This window comes from Nocardioides salsibiostraticola (assembly GCF_054783655.1).
The window spans coordinates 211,141-233,358 of the sequence record NZ_BAAGQD010000001.1 but is presented as its reverse complement, the minus strand read 5'-3'; the positions used below and the strand labels follow the sequence as shown (position 1 = coordinate 233,358).

The following is a 22,218-nucleotide window of genomic DNA, read 5'->3' as shown; positions in this document are numbered from 1 at the left end:
GCGCCGACTCGCGGGGTACGGCGGGGTCACCGGTAGGGTCGCGCCGTGCCAACGACTCTTGATTCACCCATGACCCTGCGCAGCGGATTGACTCTGCCGAACCGGATCGCCAAGGCCCCGATGACCGAGAACCTGGCGGATCGGAACAACCAACCCACGATCCGGCACGAGCGGGTCTACCGCCGCTGGGCCCAGGGCGGAGCGGGGCTGCTGATCACGGGCAACCTCATGGTCGACCGCCGCTACCTCGAACGATCGCGCAACATCGTCGCCGACTCCCACCTGGACATCGCGGCCCTGGCGCGGGTGGTCGACGCAACTGGGGACACCCCGGTGATCGCCCAACTCTCCCACCCGGGCAAGCAGTGCGCCCGTTGGATCGCGACCACGCCGGTGGCACCCAGCAAGACCGATGCGGTCAAGGTCCTCGGAGCCTTCGGGACCCCTCGCGAACTGTCATCCCCGGAGATCCGGGCGATCATCACCGGCTTCGCGGACGCGGCGCGACGGTGCCAGGAGGCTGGCATGGACGGGGTCCAGATCCACGCCGCCCACGGCTATCTGCTCGCCCAGTTCCTCTCCCCGCTGACCAACCTGCGGACCGACGAGTACGGCGGAGACCTGGCCGGACGGGCCAAGCCGCTTCTCGACGCCGTCAAGGCCGTGCGCGAGGCCACCTCGAACGAGTTCACCGTCGCGGTGAAGCTCAACTCCTCCGACTTCCGCCATGGCGGGTTCACCACCGCCGAAGCGGTCTCGGTGTTCGCGATGCTGGCGCAGGCAGGGGTCGATCTGGTCGAGGTCTCGGGAGGGACCTACGAGTCGCCGGCCCTGCTGGGCCTCGCGGAGGACCAGAGTGCGGGAACCGTCGAGGACTCGCCCTACAAGGAGGCGTACTTCGCCGACTTCGCCGCACAGGCCCGGGCCGCCGCCCCCGACACCCCCATCATGCTCACCGGTGGTCTACGCAGCGCCGCCGCGATGCGAGCGCTGCTGGCCTCCGGATCGGTGGACCTGATCGGGCTGGGGCGTCCCTTGGGTCTCGACCCCGACTTCGCCCGGGCGCTGCTGGAGGGGTCGGACGGGATCGAGTTGCCGGCGTACAAGGTGCCGAAGTTGCTGGCCATGGCCGGCCAGTCGGAGTGGTACGAAACGCAGATCGGTCGCCTCGCCGATGCGCGCGAACCGGATCGTGGCTTGAGTCCCGTACGCGCCGCCCTGGGTTTCACCCTCGGCGAGACCCGCCGCGGCGTCGGCGAGGGACGCGCACGGCGTGCGCTGGCCGCCACGGCCCGCTGACTACCCGATGACCTGTTTCACGACCCTGATTGGATGGGCTCATGATTGAGCTGTTGTTCCTGATCACCGGCATCGCCGTCTTGGCTCTGGTGCTCGTGGTCGGCCTCGTTTCCACGGTACGACGCCGGTCGGTGGGGCGGCCGCCGGAGACCCCGACCGTCGAGGCGCCGACCGAACCAGATCTCCCGGCACCAACCGGACCGGACCTCACGACCCCGCCGGAAGAACCCGTCGAGGAGCCCAGTGGGGAGACCGGCGAGGAGCCCGGCGACACCCTCACCCTTGATCGCCCCGAGGGCACGGCCTCGCGCCTGGTGCGGCTGCGTCAGCGGCTGGCCGGATCCCAGGGTGGACTCGGACGCGGACTGCTCGCGCTGCTGAGCCGGGACCGTCTGGACGAGGACACCTGGGAGTCGATCGAGGACATCCTGATCACCGCCGACGTCGGGGTCGCACCGAGTCAGCAGATCGTGGAGAACCTGCGGACCCGACTCCGGGTCGAGGGCCGTGAGCCCGGTGAGGTGCGGGCCGTGTTGCGCGAAGAGTTGCTGGCGGTCGTCGACCCCGGCATGGACCGCCGGTTGCAGGTCTCCGGAGCCGACGGGCAGCCCGGAGTGGTGCTCGTCGTCGGGGTCAACGGAGCCGGCAAGACCACTTCGGTCGGCAAGATCGCCCGCATCCTGGTCGCGGAGGACCGACGAGTCACCCTTGGGGCGGCCGACACCTTCCGGGCCGCAGCTGTCGAGCAGTTGGCGACGTGGGGGGAACGCGTCGGCGTGGAGGTGATCCGCGGGCCCGAGGGCACCGACCCGGCCAGCGTCGCTTTCGATGCCGTCAAGCAGGGGATGAACGACGGTGTCGACACCGTCATCATCGACACCGCCGGACGGCTCCAGAACAAGCAGGGCCTGATGGACGAGCTCGGCAAGGTCAAGCGGGTGGTCGAGAAGCAGGTGCCCGTCACCGAGGTTCTGTTGGTCCTCGATGCGACGACCGGTCAGAACGGCATGATCCAGGCCAAGGTCTTCTCCGAGGTCGTCGACGTCACCGGCATCGTGCTCACGAAGCTCGACGGCTCGGCCAAGGGCGGCATCGTGGTCGCCGTACAGCGCGAACTCGGTGTCCCGGTGAAGCTGGTCGGGCTCGGCGAGGGCCCCGACGATCTGGCCCCCTTCGACGCCGGTGCGTTCGTGGACGCCCTGTTGGGCTGAGGCGGGTCGATGAGCGAACCCCCTGACAGGACGGACAAGGGCGTCGCGCGCGCCGGCAAGGCCCTGGGCCGCAGGGTCCGAGCGCTGTCCGGTGCCCAGGACGACGAGCCCGGGCCCACGCCGGAGGAACCCACCGAACGGCTCACCGCCGAGGAGAGACTGCTCAACGAGTCACCGCTCTTCGATCACGAGTGGTACGCCGCCCAGTTGCGTCGCAAGCTCGACCGGCTCGAGGCGGTGCGTCACTTCCTACGCGTCAGCGCCACCGAGGGCCTCCGCCCCCACCCCCTGTTCGACCCCGCGTTCTTCGCCGAGGGCTACGACGGCGACATCGGGGATCGCAACCCCCTGGTCGTCTACCTGCGACGCAAGGCCTTCCGGGTTCCCACGCACCCGCTGTTCACCACTGTCGGGTACCTGACGCGCAATCCCGACGCACGAAGCCACCCCGCGGGCCCTCTGGGCCACTATCAGGAGATCGGCGCCGCTCAGCGCGCCTCCGCGACCCGGTGGCTGCCCCTCGACGACGACGGGGGACAGGAGGACCTGTTGGCCTGGGTCCGAGATCGCGCAGCCGAGTGGGAGGCACAACGGCGGAGTGTGCCGAGGGTGTGGAGCGACCGCGCCCCCTCCGCTCAGATCGACCGCTTCACCGAGATGTTCGCTCAAGCCGCTGCACCGCCTGAGGGGCCGGCTGAAGCATCGGTCACGGTGGTCGTGACGGCCGGCTTCAGCTCCGAGCACCTGATCGCCTCCCTGCGGTCCTTGCACGCCCAGACGCTGCCGCAGTGGGAGGCAGTGGTCCTCGACCGCGGAGATATCCCCGGCCTCGAGGAGTTGTGCGCGGCCGAACTGTCCGAAGCCCGACCGATCACCGTCATCCGCCAGGATCCGAGCGACCCCAGCGCAGCCGTGGGACACGCCATCGACTCGGCCACGGGACGCTACGTGACGTTCCTCGATGCGGGCGACGAATGGACTCCGGACCGACTGCGAGCGCTGGTCATCGCAGCCCAACCGGACGACCGGTCCCTCGTGGCCGACATCTTGGAGGGAGTCACCGCCAAGGGGGCCTCGCGCTTCGCCAGCGGCGGCCAACGCAAGGGAGCCGTCACGTCCCGGTCCGCGGTGGAGCTGCCCCGCCTGCTCGTCCGACGAGAACTCCTGCAGAGCGTCATCGAGGACGGCGGTCTGGTCGATGACCGGCCCGGGGCCTGGCGTTTCCGCCTGGTGGTGAATCTTCTGGACCGGCAGGACATCGAGGCCGTGGCCCACATCGGGACCCGTCGTGTCTTCCGCTCACGTTCGCAGGCCCAACTCCCACCGGAGGCCCAGCGACCCCTGCCCGACCACGAAAACATCGACTCGTGGGAGGACGTGGTCCTCAACGACACGTTGATCGACTGGGACGAGTTGTCCCGGCGTACTCCCACCGCTGGCCTGGTCTCCGTCATCATCCCGACTTACCACGACTGGGCGATGACCATGGCGGCCGTGCGCTCGGTGCTCGCTTCGGCGCCCACCCCCGATGACGGATCCGAGACGGAGTCGGACGCGCAGGACCCGCCACCGGAGAGGCCGAGCGTCGAGTGCATCGTCTTCGACAACGGCTCCGATCTGCACACCAGCGTCATGCTCGACGCGTTGGCGGCCCGGTACCCCGACATCTCGCTGATCCACAGCGCGGTGAACCACGGGTTCGCGCTCGGAAACAATCTCGCTCTCGTCGAGGCGCGCGGAGACACGGTGGTGTTCCTCAACAACGACACCGTGGTCCCGGTCGAGTGGCTGAGCCCACTGCAACGGGCCCTGTCGGATCCGCAGGTGCTGGGCGCCCAGCCGTTGCTGTTGTTCCCCAGTGGTGCCGTGCAATCGGCGGGAGTGGCCTTCCCCGCCACGGGCGGTCTGCCGCACAGTTTCCTGGCCAACTTTCCGGTCGAGGACGCCGCTCGGGTCGAGGAGCAAGAGTTCTCCGCGATCACCGGGGCCGCCATGGCCCTGCGCTACGACGATGTGATCGCGCTGCGTGGGTTCGACCCGGTGTTCACCAACGGCATGGAGGACATCGACCTGTGTCATCGGCTCGCGGCGATGCGTGAGGGACATTTCCGGGTGCTTCCGGAGGCTCCGGTGATCCACCACGAATCCCGCACCCAGGGTCGCTTCGCCAAGCACCTGTCGAACCGCGAGCTCTATCTGGGCCGTTGGGCCGGAGTCACCGAACCCCGCGACGACGTGGACCTGTGGGCCAGCGTGGGGATGCGCGTGGTGGACCACCAGTTGCGCGACGCCAAGGACCGGCGCAGCCGACGTCTGATCATCCCCGACCCGGTCCTGGTGCGTGCCGAGCGACTGCAAATCAGTGACCGACTCCGCCCCCTCCGGTGGGCGATCAAGAACCCTGCACCGTGGGGACGGGAGGGAGAGAAGTGGGGGGACACCCACTTCGCCCGAGCGGTAGCCACCGCGCTGCGCGCACGGGGACACGAGGTGGTGATCGATCACCGCCTGGAGTTCGAGCGGACGACCAGCCGGCACGACGATGTCGCGTTGGTGTTGCGCGGACTCTCCTCATTCCGCCCGACCCCCGAACAGATCAGCATCGGCTGGGTGATCTCCCACCCGGACAAACTGGGCCAGCGGGAGGCAGCGGGCTACGACCGGCTCCTTGCCGCCAGTTTCCGCTGGAGTGCCGCGACCTCGAAGCGTTGGGGCATCGACATAGAACCCATGTTGCAGGCCACCGATCCCGGGCTGTTCCACCCCGACAGCGCGCGGCCCGGCACCGGCCATCCGGTGGTGTTCGTGGGCAGTTCCCGCAAGATCTACCGGCCGATCGTCCGCGACGCGGTGGAATCGAATCTACCGCTGTCGATCTACGGCGATCACTGGAGTGAGTTCCTCCCCGAGGGTTTCGTCAAGGGGATCTACCTGCGCAACGACCTGGTCAGTGCGGCGTACCGCAGCGCCGGCGTCGTGCTCAACGATCACTGGGACGACATGCGCGCGCAGGGGTTCATCTCCAACCGACTCTTCGACGCCGTCGCCAGCGGCGCCCGAGTGGTCAGCGACGAGGTCGAGGGTGCCGCTGAGATCTTCGGGCGTTCCGTGCAGATCTGGCGCACACCGGAGGACCTGATCGCGATGACGTCCTCGCTGGACCTCGACGACATCTTCGGCGATGACGAAGAACGCCGGACTCAGGCCGCCTTCATCGCACGCGAGCACTCGTTCGGCGCCAGAGCGGACCGGTTGATCGAGATCGCTCGGGAGCGTCGACACGCCCGCGGGTTCGCGGACTGAGCCCAGACCGGACTGAACTCAGCTGCGGCGTCGCACCGGGCGCGGTCGCTTCATCCCGGGGGTGATCCGGGTGCGGATCACCATCCACATCATCAAGAACCCCAGACGCAGGGTCTTGTCGAGGTCACCGGTGACCGAGGACTGGCCGACCCGGGGCAGGTAGTTCACCGGGATCTGAACCACCTTGATCCGCCGGACCACGGCCAGGAGCAGCATCTCCAGACCGAACGCCGACTCGGTGTTGCGGAAGGAGGGGCTCAGGTCCTCGACACACTCGCGGGAGACGACGCGGAAGGTGCAGCCGACGTCCGACAACGAGGTGGTGTTGAACAGCACCTCGATCATCTTCGCCACGAACCAGTTGCCGACCTGTAGGAACCAGTTCATGTTGGCGCCCTGCCAGATGAACGTCGACACGGTTCGGGAACCGATGACGAAGTCGCACTCGCCGGTGTAGGGAAGCAGTTTGCTCAGATCGGCGGGTTCGAAGGTGCCGTCGGGCTCACAGATCGCGATCAGGTCGCAGTCCGCTTCACGCAGGCCTCGCTGGATGGCGGCGCCGTAGCCCTGCTCGGTCTCGATCACCTCGCGGGCACCGGTGCGGGCGACCTCCTGGGAGGTGCCTTCGGCGGCGTTGTTGTTGACGACGATGATCTCGTCGACCACCCCGAGCGCCTCGAAACCACGGATGCACTCCGCGATGCTGTCCTTCTCGTTGTAGGTCGGCAACACGACCGCTAACGATTTACCGTTCCACATGGTCCACGACCCTCTCATCCTGCACGATGTTGCGGTTCTCCCCAGTCGGTTGGCCAGTCAGTTGGCCAGTCGGTTGGCCAGTCGGGTTGCCGGTCAGCTCGGCCCCGAGATCCCGGGGGCGGAAGCTGAAGACCACGAACGTCAGCAGCACCCCGGCGAACGCAGCCAGGCCCAACCACGGTGGGAAACCCCCCGGTGGGGTCCAGGTCGCTTCGGGCACGAACCAGAACGGGCCGGGTACGCCGACGGCGTACCGACGGGCGTTGAAGTACAGCGAGAGAGCCTGGACGACACCGACCACGAGCGCGACCGCAAGGTAGCTGCGTGTCACCGCGGCCCGACCCAGGGACGGAAGCCGGTCCACCACGACCCCGCCCGCCAGGATGACCAGGAACGCGGTCAGCCCGAGGAACTGGCGCCCCTGGATGTCTGCGGAAATGGTGTAGAAGACGCTGGCGTAGAGGGCGAAGGCCAATGTCCACAGGCCGATCAGCCCCAGGGCGATGATGACGACGTCCCGTCGTCGTCCCATGATCAGCGCGAAGCCGACCACCACCACCCACAGGGTCAACCAGGCTCCGGTGGCCGGTCCCGGGATCCGGGTGTCGAGCCAACCGAACAGGCCGATGCTGGATACCAGGTAGCCGTAGGACCGCTCCACGAACGGGAGGACGGCATCGCTGTTCAGCACCGAACCGGTGTTGGAGGGGTGGTCATAGGTCAACTCCCACGCCGCGACCGTCACGGTCGCCGCGAGGATGCCGACGACGGTGAGCAGGAACGTGGGCGGTCGGGTGCGCAGCAGGGTGGTCAGGTGCTGACGGCCGGCGGCCACCAACAGCACCAGCAGCATCAACCCCAAGGAAAGCGCCCCGAGTTGTCGACCCAGCGCTAGCGCCACACCGGCGGTCAGGAGGGTGAGGTGGGTGCTGACGGCGTGCACGGACTCTGGGCGGCGCAGGGCCACCAGCACCACGGCGGCCACCGCGCAGGAGGCCATGATCTCGATGCCGCTGATCGAAAGGATGCCGGTGGAGTAGACGGCCATCGGGGTCATCGCGACCGCGAAGACCAGCACCACCCGTCGTCCCAGCCAACGCACGGCATGGGTGACCCCCATCCACAACAGGAGGGTGCTCAGGAACGAGGCCACCAACCGGCCGGCCACGAAGGCCTGTTCGGGGGTCTGTGTGGACAGGGTGGCCCACCCGATGGGGGCGTAGAGGAACGGGGGATAGGCACCCATCGGAGTGTCGAACTCGACCTCCCCGTCGCCGCTGCCAGGCGGTTGATCGGGCAGGCAGTCAGCCGTGATGTCGGGCGCGAAGGCGAAGCAGCGGTACCCCTGCCCGGAGACCAGGCGCTCGGGGATGCGGTAGATCCGGGTGATGGAGGCGTTGCGGGTCACCACGTTGGGTGGGGCATCTGACGCGGGCGGGGGCCCGGCGCGACCGAGTTGGAAAGAACCGCTACCGATGGCCTTGACCAGGTGGTGCTGCTCGTCGGGTGCAGCCCCCGGCGGATTGCTGACCGCCCAGCTCAGGCTGAACAGCAGGTAGGGCAGGACGAACAGGGCGGCGAGCAGTGCGGGACGACGCTCGGCGTACGCCGTCGGGGTTCCGGAGGTGGAGCTGCTCATCGACCGGCCACCACCAGCATCTGACCCGCCATCGGCTTGATGGGGGAGCGCAGGTAGTAGGGCACCAGGAAGGTGAGTCGAGAACCTTTGGATTTCATGGTCAGGGGCAGGAAGCGGGCCGCCACGTGCTGGATCGACCAGCCCTCGGAGACGAGGTAGTCGGACAGCGACTGGTCGGTGTAGATCGCCACGTGGGTGAAGTCGTCGAAGTAGCCGCCGGGGTTGAGCCGGAAGTTGGGTTGTAGCAGGAGCAGCCGTCCGCCGGGTCGGAGCACCCGCTTGGCCTCGGCGAGCAGGGCGGTGGCCACCGGACGCTCGAGGTGCTCGAGCAGGTTCGAGGCGAAGACCACGTCGAAGCTGGCGTCCGCGAACTCGCTGAGGTCCGTGCAGTCACCGACCACCGCGCGCACATGCGGTTCCGCGGCGCGCTCGACGACTGCATCGAGATCCATCGCGGTCACCGAACCGGCCTGGATCAGGTTCGCGAAGTCACACCACCCGGCACCGAGCTCCAGCACGTCGGCATCCGGGGCGATCCACCGGGAGAGGTAGTCACAGATGTGACGCCAGACCGCGCGTCGATTCGGATCGTGCGCCAACCGGGTCTCGAAGTACCCGGCCTGGTAGGTCCCGGGGTCGCGTTCTGGGGTCGCGGATGGGTCAGTCACGTGAGGCCTCTCCGGCTGCGGCTTGCTCGGCGGGCAGGAACACCCACCGCTTGTAGGCGTAGAAGCGGAAGACGACTCCCACTCCGATCGAGATGATGTTGGCGATCTGCAGGACCACGATGTCGGTCTGGCCCAACCCGTAGCGGGTGGCCCCGATGATGGCCAGGCCGATGCCGAGGGACACCGCACTGAGCAGGATGAACAGGGTGTACTCGCGGCGTACTCCGGTTTTCGCGCGGTGGGCGAAGGACCAGTGTCGGTGCATGAAGTAGGCCAGGGTCGAGGTGAGCGCGGTCGAGACCACCTTGGAGACCAGGGCGCCCTGGGCGAACACCGAATACATCACCTGGTACGCCGCCAGGTCGACCATGAAGTTGACGCCACCGACGACCCCGAAGGCCGACATCTCCTTGATGAACATCGGCCAGCGTCGTTCGATCCGGGCCTTCAGCGCTGCGAGACCTCGCGGCGTGGCAGAGGGCGGACGCGACACGTACTGCTCCTCTGGACGTCGGGCTGCGGATCGGGCTGGCTGGATGGGGGACTGAGGGGGCTGATCGTGGGGGATGGCGCGTCAGACTACCCACCGACGGGCTGCGGGGCGTCTTCCGGTTCGGCGGCGAGTTGCGCCCTGCCTCGGGCAGCCCCGTCGGCGTGTTCGTCCTCGGGCACCGGATCGTCGGCGGCAGGGTCCACCACCGGACGCAACGCGTCGGGAAGCAACGCCCGCTGGAGCAGGGAGCGAAGGTGCGTGGCCAGCCAGTCATCGCGGACATAGGAACCATCACGTTCCCCCGCCTCGAGTTCGGACCGCTGGGGGGTGCGGGCCAGATAGGCCTCCTGGAGCCGGCCGGCCTGGTAGCGCCGATAGTCCTTCATCCCGTGGTGACGCGGGCTGGGCTGCAGTTCGGGGTTGCTGTCGTAGGCGCGACCGGCGTTGATCACCTTGCGCTCGAGTTGGGCCCACGAGCGCCACGGCAGATGCAGCACCTCCATCGCGACCTCCGGCGGCGGTTGGCCGTTGCTGGCGAGTGAGACGAAGTGGTTTCCCTGGGCGATCCAGACGTCCGACTCCCCGCGATGGACGGCGTTCGCGGTCGGTTGGGCGTGGATGCCGACCGCCTGCAACTGCTCCTCGGAGCGGACATCACGCCAGACCAGGCGGTCCACGCCGCTGCCCGACCACCCTGCGGGTCCGACCAGGTTGGTGACCGGGGTGGTGAAGGCGTTCAGGTGCAGGCTCGTGCCCTCGAGGGCCTGCCGAACCGTCATCGAGAGGTCCAGGGGCACCAGGAACTCGTCCGCGTCCAGGTTCAGCACCCAGTCGGCCTGATGCTCGGTGCGGGCCCGGCGGGCCATCCGGGTGACCACCTTGGCCTGTTGCTTGCGATGCAGAGGGTCGTGGTGGAGCTCGACCTGACCCGTGGCGGCGTACTGCTCGAGGATCTCGGTGGTGCCGTCGACCGACGCGTTGTCGGTGACGATCAGGAGATCCACCCCCTGGTCGAGATGGTGCTCGATCATGGCCGCAACGATGTCGATCTCGTCGCGAACCATCATGGTGGCGATGATGCGGGGGCTGCGTCCGGGCATGAAGGTGACTGTAGTGGCCGCGCGGCCCACCCCCGGCGTGCACACCGCCGGCGGGACCAGGGGTTCACAGGCTGGCGTTACCAGGGCGAAACAAAACCCCCGAACTCGTTGCACGACGGCAACACGGTGGCGAACACCACGAAACCTCGTTGCCCGAAAGTACTCGTGAATGGGGTGGGACCCGCCGTCGACAACGCTGTCGCGACGCTGCTCGCACCCCTCCGTTTCACGTATCTGGAGGTTCCATGGACGGCTACAACGCCTTCATGCTCGTGGCCACGCTGTTGGTGCTGATGATGACCACGCCGGCGCTGGCCCTGTTCTACGGCGGGATGACCCGCTCGAAGTCCGTGCTCAACATGATGATGATGTCCTACATCGCGATGGCCATCGTCGGCATCCTCTGGGTGCTCTACGGCTACTCGATGGTGTTCAGTGGGGACGGGACGTTCTTCGCCTCTCCCGTGACGAACTTCGGTCTTCAGGACGTCGGGTACGACGGCTACACGTTCATGATGTTCCAGCTGACGTTCGCGGTGATCACCACTGCCCTGATCAGCGGGGCCATCGCCGACCGGGTCAAGTTGTCGGCCTGGGTCGTCTTCGTGCCGCTGTGGGTCACGCTGTCCTACTTCCCGCTGGCCCACATGGTCTTCCAGTGCGGCGACGACTCGCTCATCTGCGGCACGATCGGCGCGCAGGACTACGCCGGCGGAACCGCCGTCCACATCAACGCCGGTGTCGCGGGCCTCGTGCTCGCCCTGGTCGTCGGCAAGCGGATCGGCTTCGGCCGCGAGCCCATGCGGCCGCACAACCTGACGCTGACCATGCTCGGCGCGGCCCTGCTGTGGGTCGGCTGGTACGGCTTCAACGTGGGCTCCATCGTCTTCAGCGACGAGCTCGATGCGAGCGAGCAGTTCCTGGCCGAGACCGGTCAGACCTTCGCCAACACCACCCTGGCCACGATGGCCGCGATCATCGCCTGGTTGGTCGTCGAACGCCTGCTGCACGGCAAGGCCACCACGCTGGGTGCCGCCTCCGGCATCGTCGCCGGACTTGTCGCCATCACCCCGGCCGCTGGTGCGGTGGACATCTTCGGTGCTCTCGGCATCGGCGTTGTGTCCGGTGCCCTGTGTGCCTGGGCGGTCGGTTTGAAGTTCAAGCTGGGCTACGACGACTCGCTCGATGTCGTCGGAGTCCACCTCGTGGGTGGCATCGTCGGCACACTGCTGATCGGCTTCTTCTCCACCACCGCGTCAGAGGGTGACAACATCGCCGGCGGCGTGGTCGACGGCCTCTTCTACGGCGGGGGGATCGGCTCCCTGGTCGACCAACTCCTCGGCGTACTGGTCGCGGTCGCCTGGTCTGGTGTCATGACGCTGCTCATCGCCCTGGCCATCAAGTACACCCTGGGTTGGCGTATCGACGAGGAGGCCGAGATCGAGGGCATCGACTTCGACCAGCACGGCGAGTCCGCCTACGACCTCCACACCAGCCTGTCCAGCAGCAACCGCCCCAGCGTCCTGAGCGGTTCCGCCACCAGCCCCTCGACCCGCAAAGAAGGAGCCACCTCATGAAGCTCGTGACCGCGGTGATCAAGCCGCACAAGTGGGAAGACGTTCGTGAAGCCCTCGAGACGTTCGGGGTGACGGGCATGACCGTCAGCGAGGTCAGCGGCTACGGCCGCCAGAAGGGCCACACCGAGGTGTATCGCGGGGCGGAGTACGACATCGCCCTGGTGCCCAAGATCCGCATCGAGATCGTCGTCGACGACCCGGACGCCGAGGACATCATTGGGATCGTGGTCAAGAGCGCCGGCACCGGACGCATCGGCGACGGCAAGGTGTGGCTGAGTCCCATCGAGACGGTCATCCGGGTGCGCACCGGCGACAAGAACGAGGCTGCGGTTTAACCACCTCGGTTTCGTCGGTTTGACGGCCCGGCTGCTCACGCAGTCGGGCCGTTAACACGATGGAAACCTGAACCCTGCTACGACGAAACAATCAGAATGCAGAATCTGCGTCCGTGAAACCTCACCTCGCCGGCTTCCTGTCCACCGTCGCCGACCTGGGCTCCCTGGACTCCGGAGACACCGCCTGGATGCTGGCCGCCACGGCCCTGGTCCTGCTGATGGCTCCCGGACTGGCGCTGTTCTACGGCGGCATGGTCCGCTCCAAGAGCGTGCTGAACATGATGATGATGACCTTCGGGTCCCTGGCGGTGATCCTCGTGCTGTGGACCATGGTGGGCTACTCCCTGGCCTTCGGCGACGACCTCGGTTACGGCCTGATCGGAGACCCACGGCAGTACGCCGGACTGGGACAACTCCTCGAACCCGGCGCCAACGGCGACTCGACGATTCCCCTTCTGCTCTTCGCCGTCTTCCAGGGCCTGTTCTGCGTCATCACCGGCGCCCTGGTCTCCGGTGCGATCGCGGACCGCGCGCGGTTCGGGGCCTGGATGGTGTTCGTGGCCGCCTGGACCCTGTTGGTGTACGCACCGATCGCCCACTGGATCTTCGACTTCTCCGACGGTGACCACGTCGGGGGATGGATGGCCAACAACCTCGGCGTCGTGGACTTCGCCGGGGGAACCGCGGTCGAGATCAACTCGGGTGCCTCGGCACTGGCGTTGGCCCTGGTGCTGGGACGCCGGGTCGGATTCGGGCGCGACCCGATGCGCCCCCACAACCTGACCCTGGTCATGCTCGGCGCCGGTCTGCTCTACTTCGGCTGGTTCGGATTCAACGCCGGATCTGCCCTCGCGGCGAACCAGGACGCCGCCGTCGTCTTCACCACCACCCTGCTGGCCGCCGCGGCAGGGGTGCTCGGGTGGTTGGCCCTCGAACGCATCCGCGACGGGCACGCCACCTCACTGGGTGCTGCCTCCGGCCTGGTCGCGGGCCTGGTCGCCATCACCCCTTCCTGCGGATCGCTGTCCCCGATGGGGTCACTCGTCATGGGCTTCGTCGCCGGTGTGGTGTGTGCGCTCGCGGTGGGACTGAAGTACCGCTGGAAGTACGACGACTCCCTCGACGTCGTCGGGGTCCACATGGTCGGCGGGTTGGTGGGCACCTTCGGGATCGGTCTGATCGCCACGGCCGCCGCCCCCACGGGTGTCGACGGGCTCTTCTACGGCGGGGGAGTCGACCAGTTGGGCCGTCAACTGCTCGGCGGTGGCGCGGTCCTCGTCTACGCCTTCGTGATGTCGGGCATCATCGGACTCGTGGTCGACAAGACGATGGGCTTCCGGATCGACGAAGAACACGAGGTCAACGGCATCGACCTGATCGTCCACGCCGAGACCGCCTACGACCTCCACTCCACCGCCGGATCCCGAACCTCGGGATCGGTTCTCTCACCACCAGCCGACAAGGAGCGCCGATGAAGCTCATCACCGCCGTCATCAAGCCACACAAATGGGAGGACGTCCGCGAAGCGCTGGAGGGCCAGGGTGTCACCGGGATGACCGTCAGCGAGGTCAGCGGCTACGGGCGCCAGAAGGGACACACCGAGGTGTACCGGGGTGCCGAGTACGACATCGCCCTGGTGCCCAAGATCCGGGTGGAGATCGTGGTGGCCGACGACGACGCGGAACGCGTGACGGCTGCGATCACCACCAGCGCGCAGACCGGACGGATCGGCGACGGCAAGATCTGGGTCAGCCCGCTGGAGTCCGTGGTGCGGGTGCGGACCGGCGACCGGGACGACGCGGCGATCTGATCGCTGAATCCAGCGGGGCCAGCCGGTCCCCGGCACCACCACGACCCACCGCCGGGAGCGCAGTCACATGACCGCCGCACAACGAGCACAGCGAACCGAAGCAGCCGACGCGATGTGCGCCTCCGCCTACCAGGCCTCGGGTGGCATCGACGTCGGCGCGGCGCTGGTCGCGGTCGGCGGCTACGGCCGCGGTGAGCTCGCGCCCTTCTCCGACCTGGACGTGGTGCTCGTCTGCGACGACGGCGTGGAGGTTCGAGAGCTCGCCGAGAAGGTCTGGTACCCGCTCTGGGACTCGGGTTCCACGATCGACCACTCGGTCCGGACCTTCTCGCAGATGATCGCGGCGGCCGAGGACGACGTCCGCGTGGCGTCGGGACTGCTGGACATCCGGCACGTCGCCGGCGACCCGAATCTGACGTTGCGACTGCGGGCCACCATGTTGGCGCAGTGGCGACGAGGCGCCAAGAACCGCCTACCCGACCTCCAGACGATGGTTCGCGCCCGACATGCGCGGGCCGGGGAGTTGGCCCATCTCTCGATCCCGGACCTGAAAGAGGCCACCGGGGGTCTGCGGGACGCCACGGTCCTGAACGCGCTCGTGGCGACCTGGCTGATCGACGTACCGCACGCGGATCTGGAGCGCAGCCGTCAGGCGCTGCTCGATGTTCGCGATCTCGTGCACGGCATCGCGGGACGGGCCACCGATCGGATCACGCCGGAGATGTGGAGCGACCTCGCCCCCGGGCTGGGGTTGGAGGACGATCGGGCCGCCCAGGTGTACGTGCGGGGCATCGCGCGCCGCATCACCCACCTCTCCCGCCTGGCCTGGCGACGGGTCGACGACCTCCTACGCCGCCCCACCTCCGCGACCGCCCCCCGTCGTCCGCAGCTCGAACCCCTGGCCGACGGGGTCGCGCTGTCCCAGGGCGAGGTCGTCCTGGACCGCAGGGCACGTCCGGCGAACGATCCGGTGCTGCTGCTCCGCGCCGCCACCGCCGCGGCCGAGAAGGATGCCCTGCTGGCTCCGGCCACCGCAGCCCGGCTGGTCCGGGAGTGCGGGGAACTGCCGAACCCGTGGCCGACCGAGGCCCGACAGCTGCTGGTCCGCCTGCTGGCCTCGGGACGGGGGCTGCTGGGGGTCTGGGAGACGCTCGAGGAGACGGGGGCGCTCAACCTGATCCTGCCCGAGTGGGAACGAATCCACCTCGTGCCGCATGCGTCGGTGATCCACCGGTTCACCGTGGCCCGACACGTGGTCGAGACGTGCATGGAGGCCTCCGGCCTGATCCGCACCGTGGCCCGCCCCGATGTCCTGATGATCTCCGCGCTCCTGCACGACATCGGGAAGGGTGGACTGGTCGAACACAGCATCGCGGGGGAGCCGATCGCGCGCACCATCGCGACGCGGATGGGGTTCGAGCAACCATCGGTCGACCTGATCGCCCTGCTGGTGCGCTGGCACCTGCTCCTGGCGCAAACGGCCACGACCCGGGACCCGGACGATCCGGCGACGGTGGAGACGATCACCTCCCGCCTGGGTACGCCCGAAGCGGTGTCCCTGCTCATCGCCCTGACCGAGGCCGACGCGAAGGCCACCTCCCCGAAGGCCTGGTCGTCGTGGCGGTCGGGTCTCATCCGCGATTTGGGTCGCCGCGCCCACGCCACCCTCGACTCCGGCACCGACTGGCCGGCCATCCGCACCGAGGACCAACCGATCCCGGAGTTGGAACCCGGCGCGGTCTCGATCGAGGTGGAACCGGTGGTGGGCGGAGCCCGGGTGACCACGATCGCGGTGGATCGGGTCGGGCTGTTGGCCAACCTGGCCGCCATGTTCGCCCTCCAACGCACTCCCGTCAGGGCCGCCCGGATCTGGTCCCAGGGCGAGCACGCCGTCGCGGTGTGGGAGATCGCCGAGGAAGTGGTCGATCCGGCCATCCTGCGCACCCGGTACGCCGCGATCGTGGACGGGCGCCTGGACCCCACCGCCCGGTTGCAGCCCGCCGACTCCTCAGCGCTGGCGCCGAGTGTGGTCGTCCAGCCCGAGGCCAGCGAGCAGTCGACCGTGCTGGAGGTCCGAGCCGCCGATCGACCCGGGGTGGTGTACCTGGTCTGCGCGGCTCTCGCGAGCCTCGGGATCGCCGTACGATCGGCGCACCTGGACACGTTGGGTCCGCAGGCGGTCGACGTCTTCTACCTGCAGGAGGACAGCGCCGGTGTCCTGTCCGACGAGCGAGCGGCCGAGGCTGCCCATGCGGTCCGAGAGGCGTTGACCTCCACAGACACGCGGGACGCCTAGCGCGAGGTTTAGCCGGTGGCCTCTTGGTGGGATGAGATAGTACGGCTCGATCCGAACCAGCGATGAAGGTTGCCATGGCACAAACACCGAGCGAGTCCGACAGAGTCGTCGAAGAGTTGAGGATGTGTCGACTCGAGTTGGCTCAGGTACGGGCTGCGCAGGAAGAGATCGCCGAGACCTCGGCGAGCGACAGCCGCAGGCTGAAACGCTTGAGCGCCCAGCTCAACAAGCTGGCCGAGACCATCGACGCACACCTCGACCAGCACGAGAGCGAGGGCAAGCCCACCCGCGCCCTGCGGGTCGGCGCCAAACTGGTGGGCCGCAGAAGCAACGAGGACGACGACGCAGCCCTGCTCCGGGCCTCCGACAGTTTCGCTGGCCCCTGGTACCTCATCCAGCACCCGGAGGTGGTGGCCAGCGGACAGAGTGCCGCCCTCCACTACCTCCGACACGGTGCCGCCGCTGGTTTCGATCCGAGCCCGAGCTTCAGCACGCGCGACTACCTGCGCACCCACCCCGACGTCGCCGAAGCCGGGATCAACCCCCTGGTCGACTTTCTCACCGAGGAACGACGTAGCGCCGGAAAGCACCAGTGACCCAGCGCGCGCACGGGACGCCTCGAGAGCCCGGGGAACCCGGCCACGTCGAACCTGACCCGCCGACGGCCTCAGCCGTGCGCCGGCTCGCTGCGGGTCCGCGGGACCGCGACGATCCGCGGGTGACGCTGGACGCCGAGGTGATTGCCGGATCCGGGCTGTTCGACAACGAGTTCTACGCCGCGCAACGCCCCGCCCTCAGGGAAACCGACGAGGACCTGCTGCGGCACTTCTGTCGGACCGGTTGGCGGGAGCTGCTCCGTCCCAGCGCGGACTTCGACGTGTGGTGGTACTGGTCGAACTATCTGGACCCGAGTCAGGACGAGACCAACCCACTGGCGCACTACATCCTCGAGGGCCGGGCGGCCGGGCACACGGGGATGCCGGCGACCACGCAGGCCGGGCCCGGACACCCGCTGCCGGCCGACCGGCCCGTACGCCGGGTGTGCCTCCTCGCCGGACACGACGTCGACGGCGTCGTGGACGACTACGTCGTGGCCTACGCCCGGGAGCTGAGCCGGCACAGCGACGTCTACTACCTGTGTGACGGTTACCTGGATCCCGATGAGCTGGCCAAACTGGACGAGTGCACGACCGGGGCCTGGGCCATCCGGCACGGCGCCTACGACTTCGGGTCCTACTCACTGTTGGCCCAGGAACTGGTCGGTTGGGACGTCCTCGACGAGTACGACGAGGTCCTGCTGGTCAACGACAGCTGTTACCTCTTGCGTCCCCTCGACGACGTGTTCGAGGACATGAATGCCCGCGCCTGCGACTGGTGGGGGCTCCAGGCGACCAAGGGCCTGGCGCTCACGGCGGCGGAGCCGAGCAACTCGTTCGCCGAGCCGATCGCCCTGACTCGACTACGCGAGGAACTGCTGGAGGAGTTCGAGCGAGATGTGGTCTACGACTTCCACGTCGGCTCCTACTTCCTGGCCTTCCGCCGGCCGGTCGTCCAGGACGACGGCTTCCGTCGACTGCTCAGCAGCGTCCACCGTCAGCGCGGAAAGCTGGCGATCATCCAGAAGTACGAGATCGGACTGACCCGCTACCTGATCGGGAACCGGTTCGCCTTCGACACCTTCTGTTCTGATCTCTATCCGTTCCACCCGTTGTTCACCGAGTGGTACTTCCGCCTGGTCGAAACGGGGTTCCCCCTGCTGAAGCGATACCTGATCTACCAGAACCATTACGACGTCCCCGGGCTGCGGGAGTGGAAGGAACGGATCACGTCGCTGGTGCCCGACGCTCCGGTTGAGATGTTCGAACGCAACCTCCTGCGGGTGGCCCCGCACGACCGGTTGGCCCGCAGCTTTGCCATCGAACGCGACGAGACCGGAGCCGTGACGGTGCCGCGGCTCCTGGCGGGACGAGACTTTCGACGTCGGGACGCCGCGACCCCCACCTTCGAGCACTGGTGGGCCTTCCCGGTCTCCGCGGACCTGCACACCCTGCCGGACAACAGTCGCGCGATCTTCGAGGAGGTACGGGACGACCCGTCGGTCAAGAAGATCGTCCTGACGCGGAGTCGGGACGTGACGCTGACCGGCGAGAACGTGGTGGTGCTGCCGCTGAACAGTCCCGAGGGGCAGGAGCACCTGCTTCGGTCGGGGCAGGTGTTCGTCAAGGACCGCCCCCGGGCCAGCCTCGGGCAGCCGCTCTCGTCGGACCACAACGTGATCGTGGTTCGACCCGGTCTCGCCCTGGAAAGTCCCGCCCAGTCGTCCGCCTCGGCCTCGGTTCGGCCCATCGCCCCGGCCGGGCCGCGGCGTACCCGGGCAGCCCTGGGTTCCTCCCGGGTCGATCAACTCGCGGCCGGCAGCCTCCACTACCCGCTGGCGTACGACGATCTGTGGATGACCGGCCACCCGGCCCTGGACTTCCTTCTCGCGGCGCGCGACCGACTTCCAGATGATCTGGCGGGGGAGGAGGATCGACTACAAGACGAGCTCGACGGCCGACGGCTGCTCCTGTTCGCGCCGAGTCGTCGCGCACCAGATGATCGACCCGCCTACCCCTTCAGCCACAGTGAGACCTCGTGGTTGGCCGAGTGGTGCACACGTCACGACGTCGTGCTCGGCTTGCGTGAACACCCCCACGATCAGACCCGCGACTACTCGCGTTCGTTGCGTGAGGTGAGCCTCGACCTCTCCGCCCGGCGCTATCCCCACGTGCACGTCGTGCTGCGCAGTGTCGACGCGCTGTTGACCGATTACCACAGCCTGGCGCTGGATTTCCTGGCCACGGGCCGGCCCATCGTCAACTTCGCTCCCGACCTCGACGACGTGGCCGGTTCCCTGCTCTACGACCTCGAACACGTCCTGCCCGGACCCGTGGTGCGGTCGTTCGATCAACTCAGCGACGCCCTCGACACCGTCTTCGACGAGCCCGACGACCAGGCGCGACGACGTCGCGACCGATCACGGCAGCTCTTCCACCAGTGGGTCGACGACCAGAGCAGTCATCGTGTGGTGAGGATGGTCAAGAGCCTCTACGTGGAAGGGATCAACGCATGAGCCCCGAGGAGTACGACCTCCGTTGGCGTGCGTTGGTGACCAAGTGGGGTCAGCTCGTCGAACGACGGGACGGCAGCGCCCTGGCCCTGCTGCGGAGGGCCCGCGAGGCGGGGCTGGCCGAGGTGCCGGACCTGGACGAATTCATCGCCCACAACGCAGGGAGAGGACCCGAGGTCCACCAGGGGGAGTCCTTCAAGTGCGAGGTCGCCCTCATCCGGGGCAGCGGCGCGGTGGACGGGCCGGCGTACCTCGAGGCGAATTCCGCAGCGATGCGCGGAGACGACCCGATCAAGCACTTCGCCCACCGTGGATGGCGCACCCTGCGCAACCCGAGTCTGTCCTTCGACGTGTGGTGGTACTGGTCGGAGTATCTCGATCCGGCGGTCGAGGGACCCAACCCGCTCGTCCACTACCTGCTGGAGGGTCAGTACGTCGGCCACGACCCGTTGCCGACCCGACCCGAGCGGCCCGTTCCGAGCGCCCTGGGCGCAGGCCCGGTGCGACGCGCCTGTCTCTTCGCCGGCTACGACCCGGACGGGCTGATCGACGACGTCGTGGTGGCCTACGTCCGCGAGTTGAGTCGGTTCGCCGACGTCTACTACCTCGCGGACTGTGCGCTCCAGAACGGCGAGCTCGAGAAGTTGGGCGGTCTCGCCGCGGGTGCGTGGAGCGAACGGCACGGAACCTACGACTTCGGCTCCTACTCGCGTCTCGCCCGCGACTACGTCGGCTGGGACGTCCTCGAGACGTACGACGAGGTGCTCTTCGTCAACGACAGCTGCTACCTGCTGCGCCCCCTGGACGACGTTTTCGCCGCCATGAACGAACGCAGGTGCGACTGGTGGGGATTGCAGGTCACCGCTAGGTACTTCGACGGGACCGGTGAGCAGCGAGAACCCCTGCCGATCGACCACGTCAAGCGCGAGATGCTGCCGCGGGCGGTGATGGAGGGCAACGGGTTCGTCCACATCGGGTCCTACTTCCTGGCCGTCCGACGCCCGATCATCACCGACGCGGGATTCCGCAAACGGTTGGAGGCGGTGGCCGCACAGCCCTCGAAGATCATGATCATCTACAAGTACGAAACCGGCACGTCCCAGTACCTCATCGGCCAGGGGTACGAGTTCGACACCTACGCCGCCGACCTGCACCCGTACCACCCGATCTACGGCCCGGCGGCCTTCGACCTGATCGCCGATGGCTTCCCGCTGCTCAAGCGCGCCTTCCTGGCCGACAACCCCTACGACACCCCTGATCTGGAGTCGTGGAAGGAGCGGGTCGCGGAGTTGGTGCCGCAGGCGCCCGTGGAGCAGATGGAAGCCAATCTGTGGCGGGTGTCGCCCGACGACCGGATCCGACGCAGCTTCGCGATCCACACCCGAGCCGACGGCGGCGTCGAGGTGCCGACCTTGTTGAACGACGAGGAGTTCGCCGACCAGGACGCCACCACACCGACGTACGACGAGTGGTGGGCCTTCCCGGTGTGCGGCTACGAGCACACCTTGGCCGGTAACGAACGCGCCCTGTTCGAAGAGGTCCGCGATGACCCCGCGATCAAGAAGATCATCCTCACCCGATCCCGGGCCGTCGAGGTGGACGGGGTCAACACGGTCGCGGTCCCGCTTCACAGCCCCGAGGGTCAGTACCACCTCCTGCGCTCGGGTCAGGTCTTCCTCAAGCACGGGGTCCACAAGAACGTGGAGTTCCCGGTCGACCCCGAGCGACACAACCTGATCAACCTCTGGCACGGGATCCCCCTCAAGCGGTTCGGCCCCGCAACCTTCGACGCCTCGCAGAATCCCGAGTTCGTCCGGGCCGAGAATGCGCAGTGTCGCGCCGTCATCACCTCCTCGGCCATCGACACCCTGGCCATGACCGCCGCGTTCCACCCCCTCACGCTGCACGACATGTGGCCCACGGGACTGCCGCGCAACGACTTCATCGTGAGAGAGGACGCGCTCCTCCCTCCCGATCTGAGCCAGCAGGAGGCCGACCTCCGAGCCGAGGTGGGGGACCGCAGGCTCGTGATGTTCCTCCCGACCTTCAAGAGCGGCCAGGCCGAGGCCTACTACGAGTTCTCGTCCACCGAGCTGGACTGGCTCGCCGGCTGGGCCGAGCGGAACAACGCGGTGCTGGGCATCCGCGAACACATGGCCGACAAGGCCCACACGTACTCCCGGATGCTGGCCCCCCTGAAGCCGATCGACCTGTCCGCGCGCAGGTTCCCCACCCTGGAGATCCTGTACCGGGTGGCGGACGCGTTGGTCACCGACTACTCCAGCTGTGTGGTCGACTTCCTACTGACCGGCCGACCGGTCATCAGTTTCGCCTACGACTACGAGCGGTACGTCACCGAGGAGCGCGGGCTCTTCTACGACTTGGAAGAGGTTCTCCCCGGCCCGGTGGCTCGGGACTTCGAGGCGCTGGGCGTTGCGCTGGACGATCTGTTCCGGGAACGGACGACCGAAGAGACCGAGACCTACGCCTGGCGGCGACGGATCTTCTTCGATCACCTCGACGATGGTGCCTCGCGTCGCGTGTCCGAACGAGTCCGGGCTCTCTACGCTCAGCCGTCCGCACCCGACGCTTCGCCCGAGGGCCCCCGATAGGCTGACC

At 67.9% G+C, this 22,218-nt stretch carries 16 protein-coding genes; 11 read left to right on the top strand and 5 right to left on the bottom strand.

The genetic code is table 11. The features are described 5' to 3' along the window. Positions 1-45 precede the first annotated feature (45 nt). Genes ACYVLV_RS01115 through ACYVLV_RS01105 form a run of 3 tightly spaced genes read left to right on the top strand, consistent with a single transcriptional unit; the run spans position 46 to position 5,813 of the window. On the top strand, positions 46-1,299 hold the full coding sequence (locus ACYVLV_RS01115) for an oxidoreductase (RefSeq protein WP_460806979.1): 1,254 nt from the start codon (positions 46-48) through the stop codon (positions 1,297-1,299). 41 nt (positions 1,300-1,340) lie between these two features. After that, positions 1,341-2,510, top strand: a complete 1,170-nt coding sequence (ftsY, locus tag ACYVLV_RS01110) for a signal recognition particle-docking protein FtsY (protein WP_460806978.1) — start codon at positions 1,341-1,343, stop codon at positions 2,508-2,510. 9 nt (positions 2,511-2,519) lie between these two features. Then, positions 2,520-5,813: a glycosyltransferase gene (locus ACYVLV_RS01105; RefSeq protein ID WP_460806977.1), complete on the top strand. Its 3,294-nt coding sequence runs from the start codon at positions 2,520-2,522 to the stop codon at positions 5,811-5,813. Positions 5,814-5,831: 18 nt separating this feature from the next. On the opposite strand, the gene ACYVLV_RS01100 is transcribed toward ACYVLV_RS01105, so the two are convergent. The 5 genes from ACYVLV_RS01100 to ACYVLV_RS01080 form a co-directional block, all read right to left on the bottom strand. Next, positions 5,832-6,572 (bottom strand): glycosyltransferase family 2 protein, encoded by a 741-nt coding sequence (locus tag ACYVLV_RS01100; protein WP_460806976.1) that lies wholly within the window; start codon positions 6,570-6,572, stop codon positions 5,832-5,834. Beyond that, on the bottom strand, positions 6,559-8,211 hold the full coding sequence (locus tag ACYVLV_RS01095) for a DUF2142 domain-containing protein (RefSeq protein ID WP_460806973.1): 1,653 nt from the start codon (positions 8,209-8,211) through the stop codon (positions 6,559-6,561). Before ACYVLV_RS01095 ends, ACYVLV_RS01100 begins: the two co-directional genes overlap by 14 nt. Further along, on the bottom strand, positions 8,208-8,879 hold the full coding sequence (locus ACYVLV_RS01090) for a class I SAM-dependent methyltransferase (protein ID WP_460806971.1): 672 nt from the start codon (positions 8,877-8,879) through the stop codon (positions 8,208-8,210). The genes ACYVLV_RS01095 and ACYVLV_RS01090 overlap by 4 nt, the downstream gene beginning before the upstream one ends. Next, positions 8,872-9,372 (bottom strand): GtrA family protein, encoded by a 501-nt coding sequence (locus ACYVLV_RS01085; protein WP_460806970.1) that lies wholly within the window; start codon positions 9,370-9,372, stop codon positions 8,872-8,874. Before ACYVLV_RS01085 ends, ACYVLV_RS01090 begins: the two co-directional genes overlap by 8 nt. 86 nt (positions 9,373-9,458) lie before the next feature. After that, a complete protein-coding gene (locus ACYVLV_RS01080) occupies positions 9,459-10,472 on the bottom strand; it encodes a glycosyltransferase family 2 protein (RefSeq protein ID WP_460806968.1) in 1,014 nt (337 codons plus the stop codon). A 245-nt stretch (positions 10,473-10,717) separates the two neighbouring features. On the opposite strand from ACYVLV_RS01080, the gene ACYVLV_RS01075 reads away from it, so the two are divergent. The 8 genes from ACYVLV_RS01075 to ACYVLV_RS01040 all read left to right on the top strand — a co-directional run bounded on the left by ACYVLV_RS01075 (position 10,718) and on the right by ACYVLV_RS01040 (position 22,211). Next, positions 10,718-12,049, top strand: coding sequence for an ammonium transporter (locus ACYVLV_RS01075; RefSeq protein WP_460806967.1), 1,332 nt, complete (start codon positions 10,718-10,720; stop codon positions 12,047-12,049). Then, entirely contained in the window at positions 12,046-12,384 is a 339-nt protein-coding gene (locus ACYVLV_RS01070; RefSeq protein ID WP_460806966.1) for a P-II family nitrogen regulator, read from the top strand. Before ACYVLV_RS01075 ends, ACYVLV_RS01070 begins: the two co-directional genes overlap by 4 nt. A gap of 188 nt (positions 12,385-12,572) precedes the next feature. Continuing rightward, entirely contained in the window at positions 12,573-13,859 is a 1,287-nt protein-coding gene (locus ACYVLV_RS01065) for an ammonium transporter (protein ID WP_460807393.1), read from the top strand. Continuing rightward, the gene (locus tag ACYVLV_RS01060; RefSeq protein ID WP_460806963.1) at positions 13,856-14,194 is read left to right on the top strand and encodes a P-II family nitrogen regulator; all 339 of its coding nucleotides are present in this window, start codon (positions 13,856-13,858) and stop codon (positions 14,192-14,194) included. Before ACYVLV_RS01065 ends, ACYVLV_RS01060 begins: the two co-directional genes overlap by 4 nt. 67 nt (positions 14,195-14,261) lie before the next feature. Next, entirely contained in the window at positions 14,262-16,490 is a 2,229-nt protein-coding gene (locus tag ACYVLV_RS01055) for a [protein-PII] uridylyltransferase (protein ID WP_460806962.1), read from the top strand. Between the two features lie 122 nt (positions 16,491-16,612). Continuing rightward, on the top strand, positions 16,613-17,086 hold the full coding sequence (locus ACYVLV_RS01050; RefSeq protein WP_460806959.1) for a hypothetical protein: 474 nt from the start codon (positions 16,613-16,615) through the stop codon (positions 17,084-17,086). 122 nt (positions 17,087-17,208) lie between these two features. After that, the gene (locus tag ACYVLV_RS01045) at positions 17,209-19,602 is read left to right on the top strand and encodes a CDP-glycerol glycerophosphotransferase family protein (protein ID WP_460806957.1); all 2,394 of its coding nucleotides are present in this window, start codon (positions 17,209-17,211) and stop codon (positions 19,600-19,602) included. Next, entirely contained in the window at positions 19,599-22,211 is a 2,613-nt protein-coding gene (locus tag ACYVLV_RS01040; protein WP_460806956.1) for a CDP-glycerol glycerophosphotransferase family protein, read from the top strand. The genes ACYVLV_RS01045 and ACYVLV_RS01040 overlap by 4 nt, the downstream gene beginning before the upstream one ends. Positions 22,212-22,218: the final 7 nt, after the last annotated feature.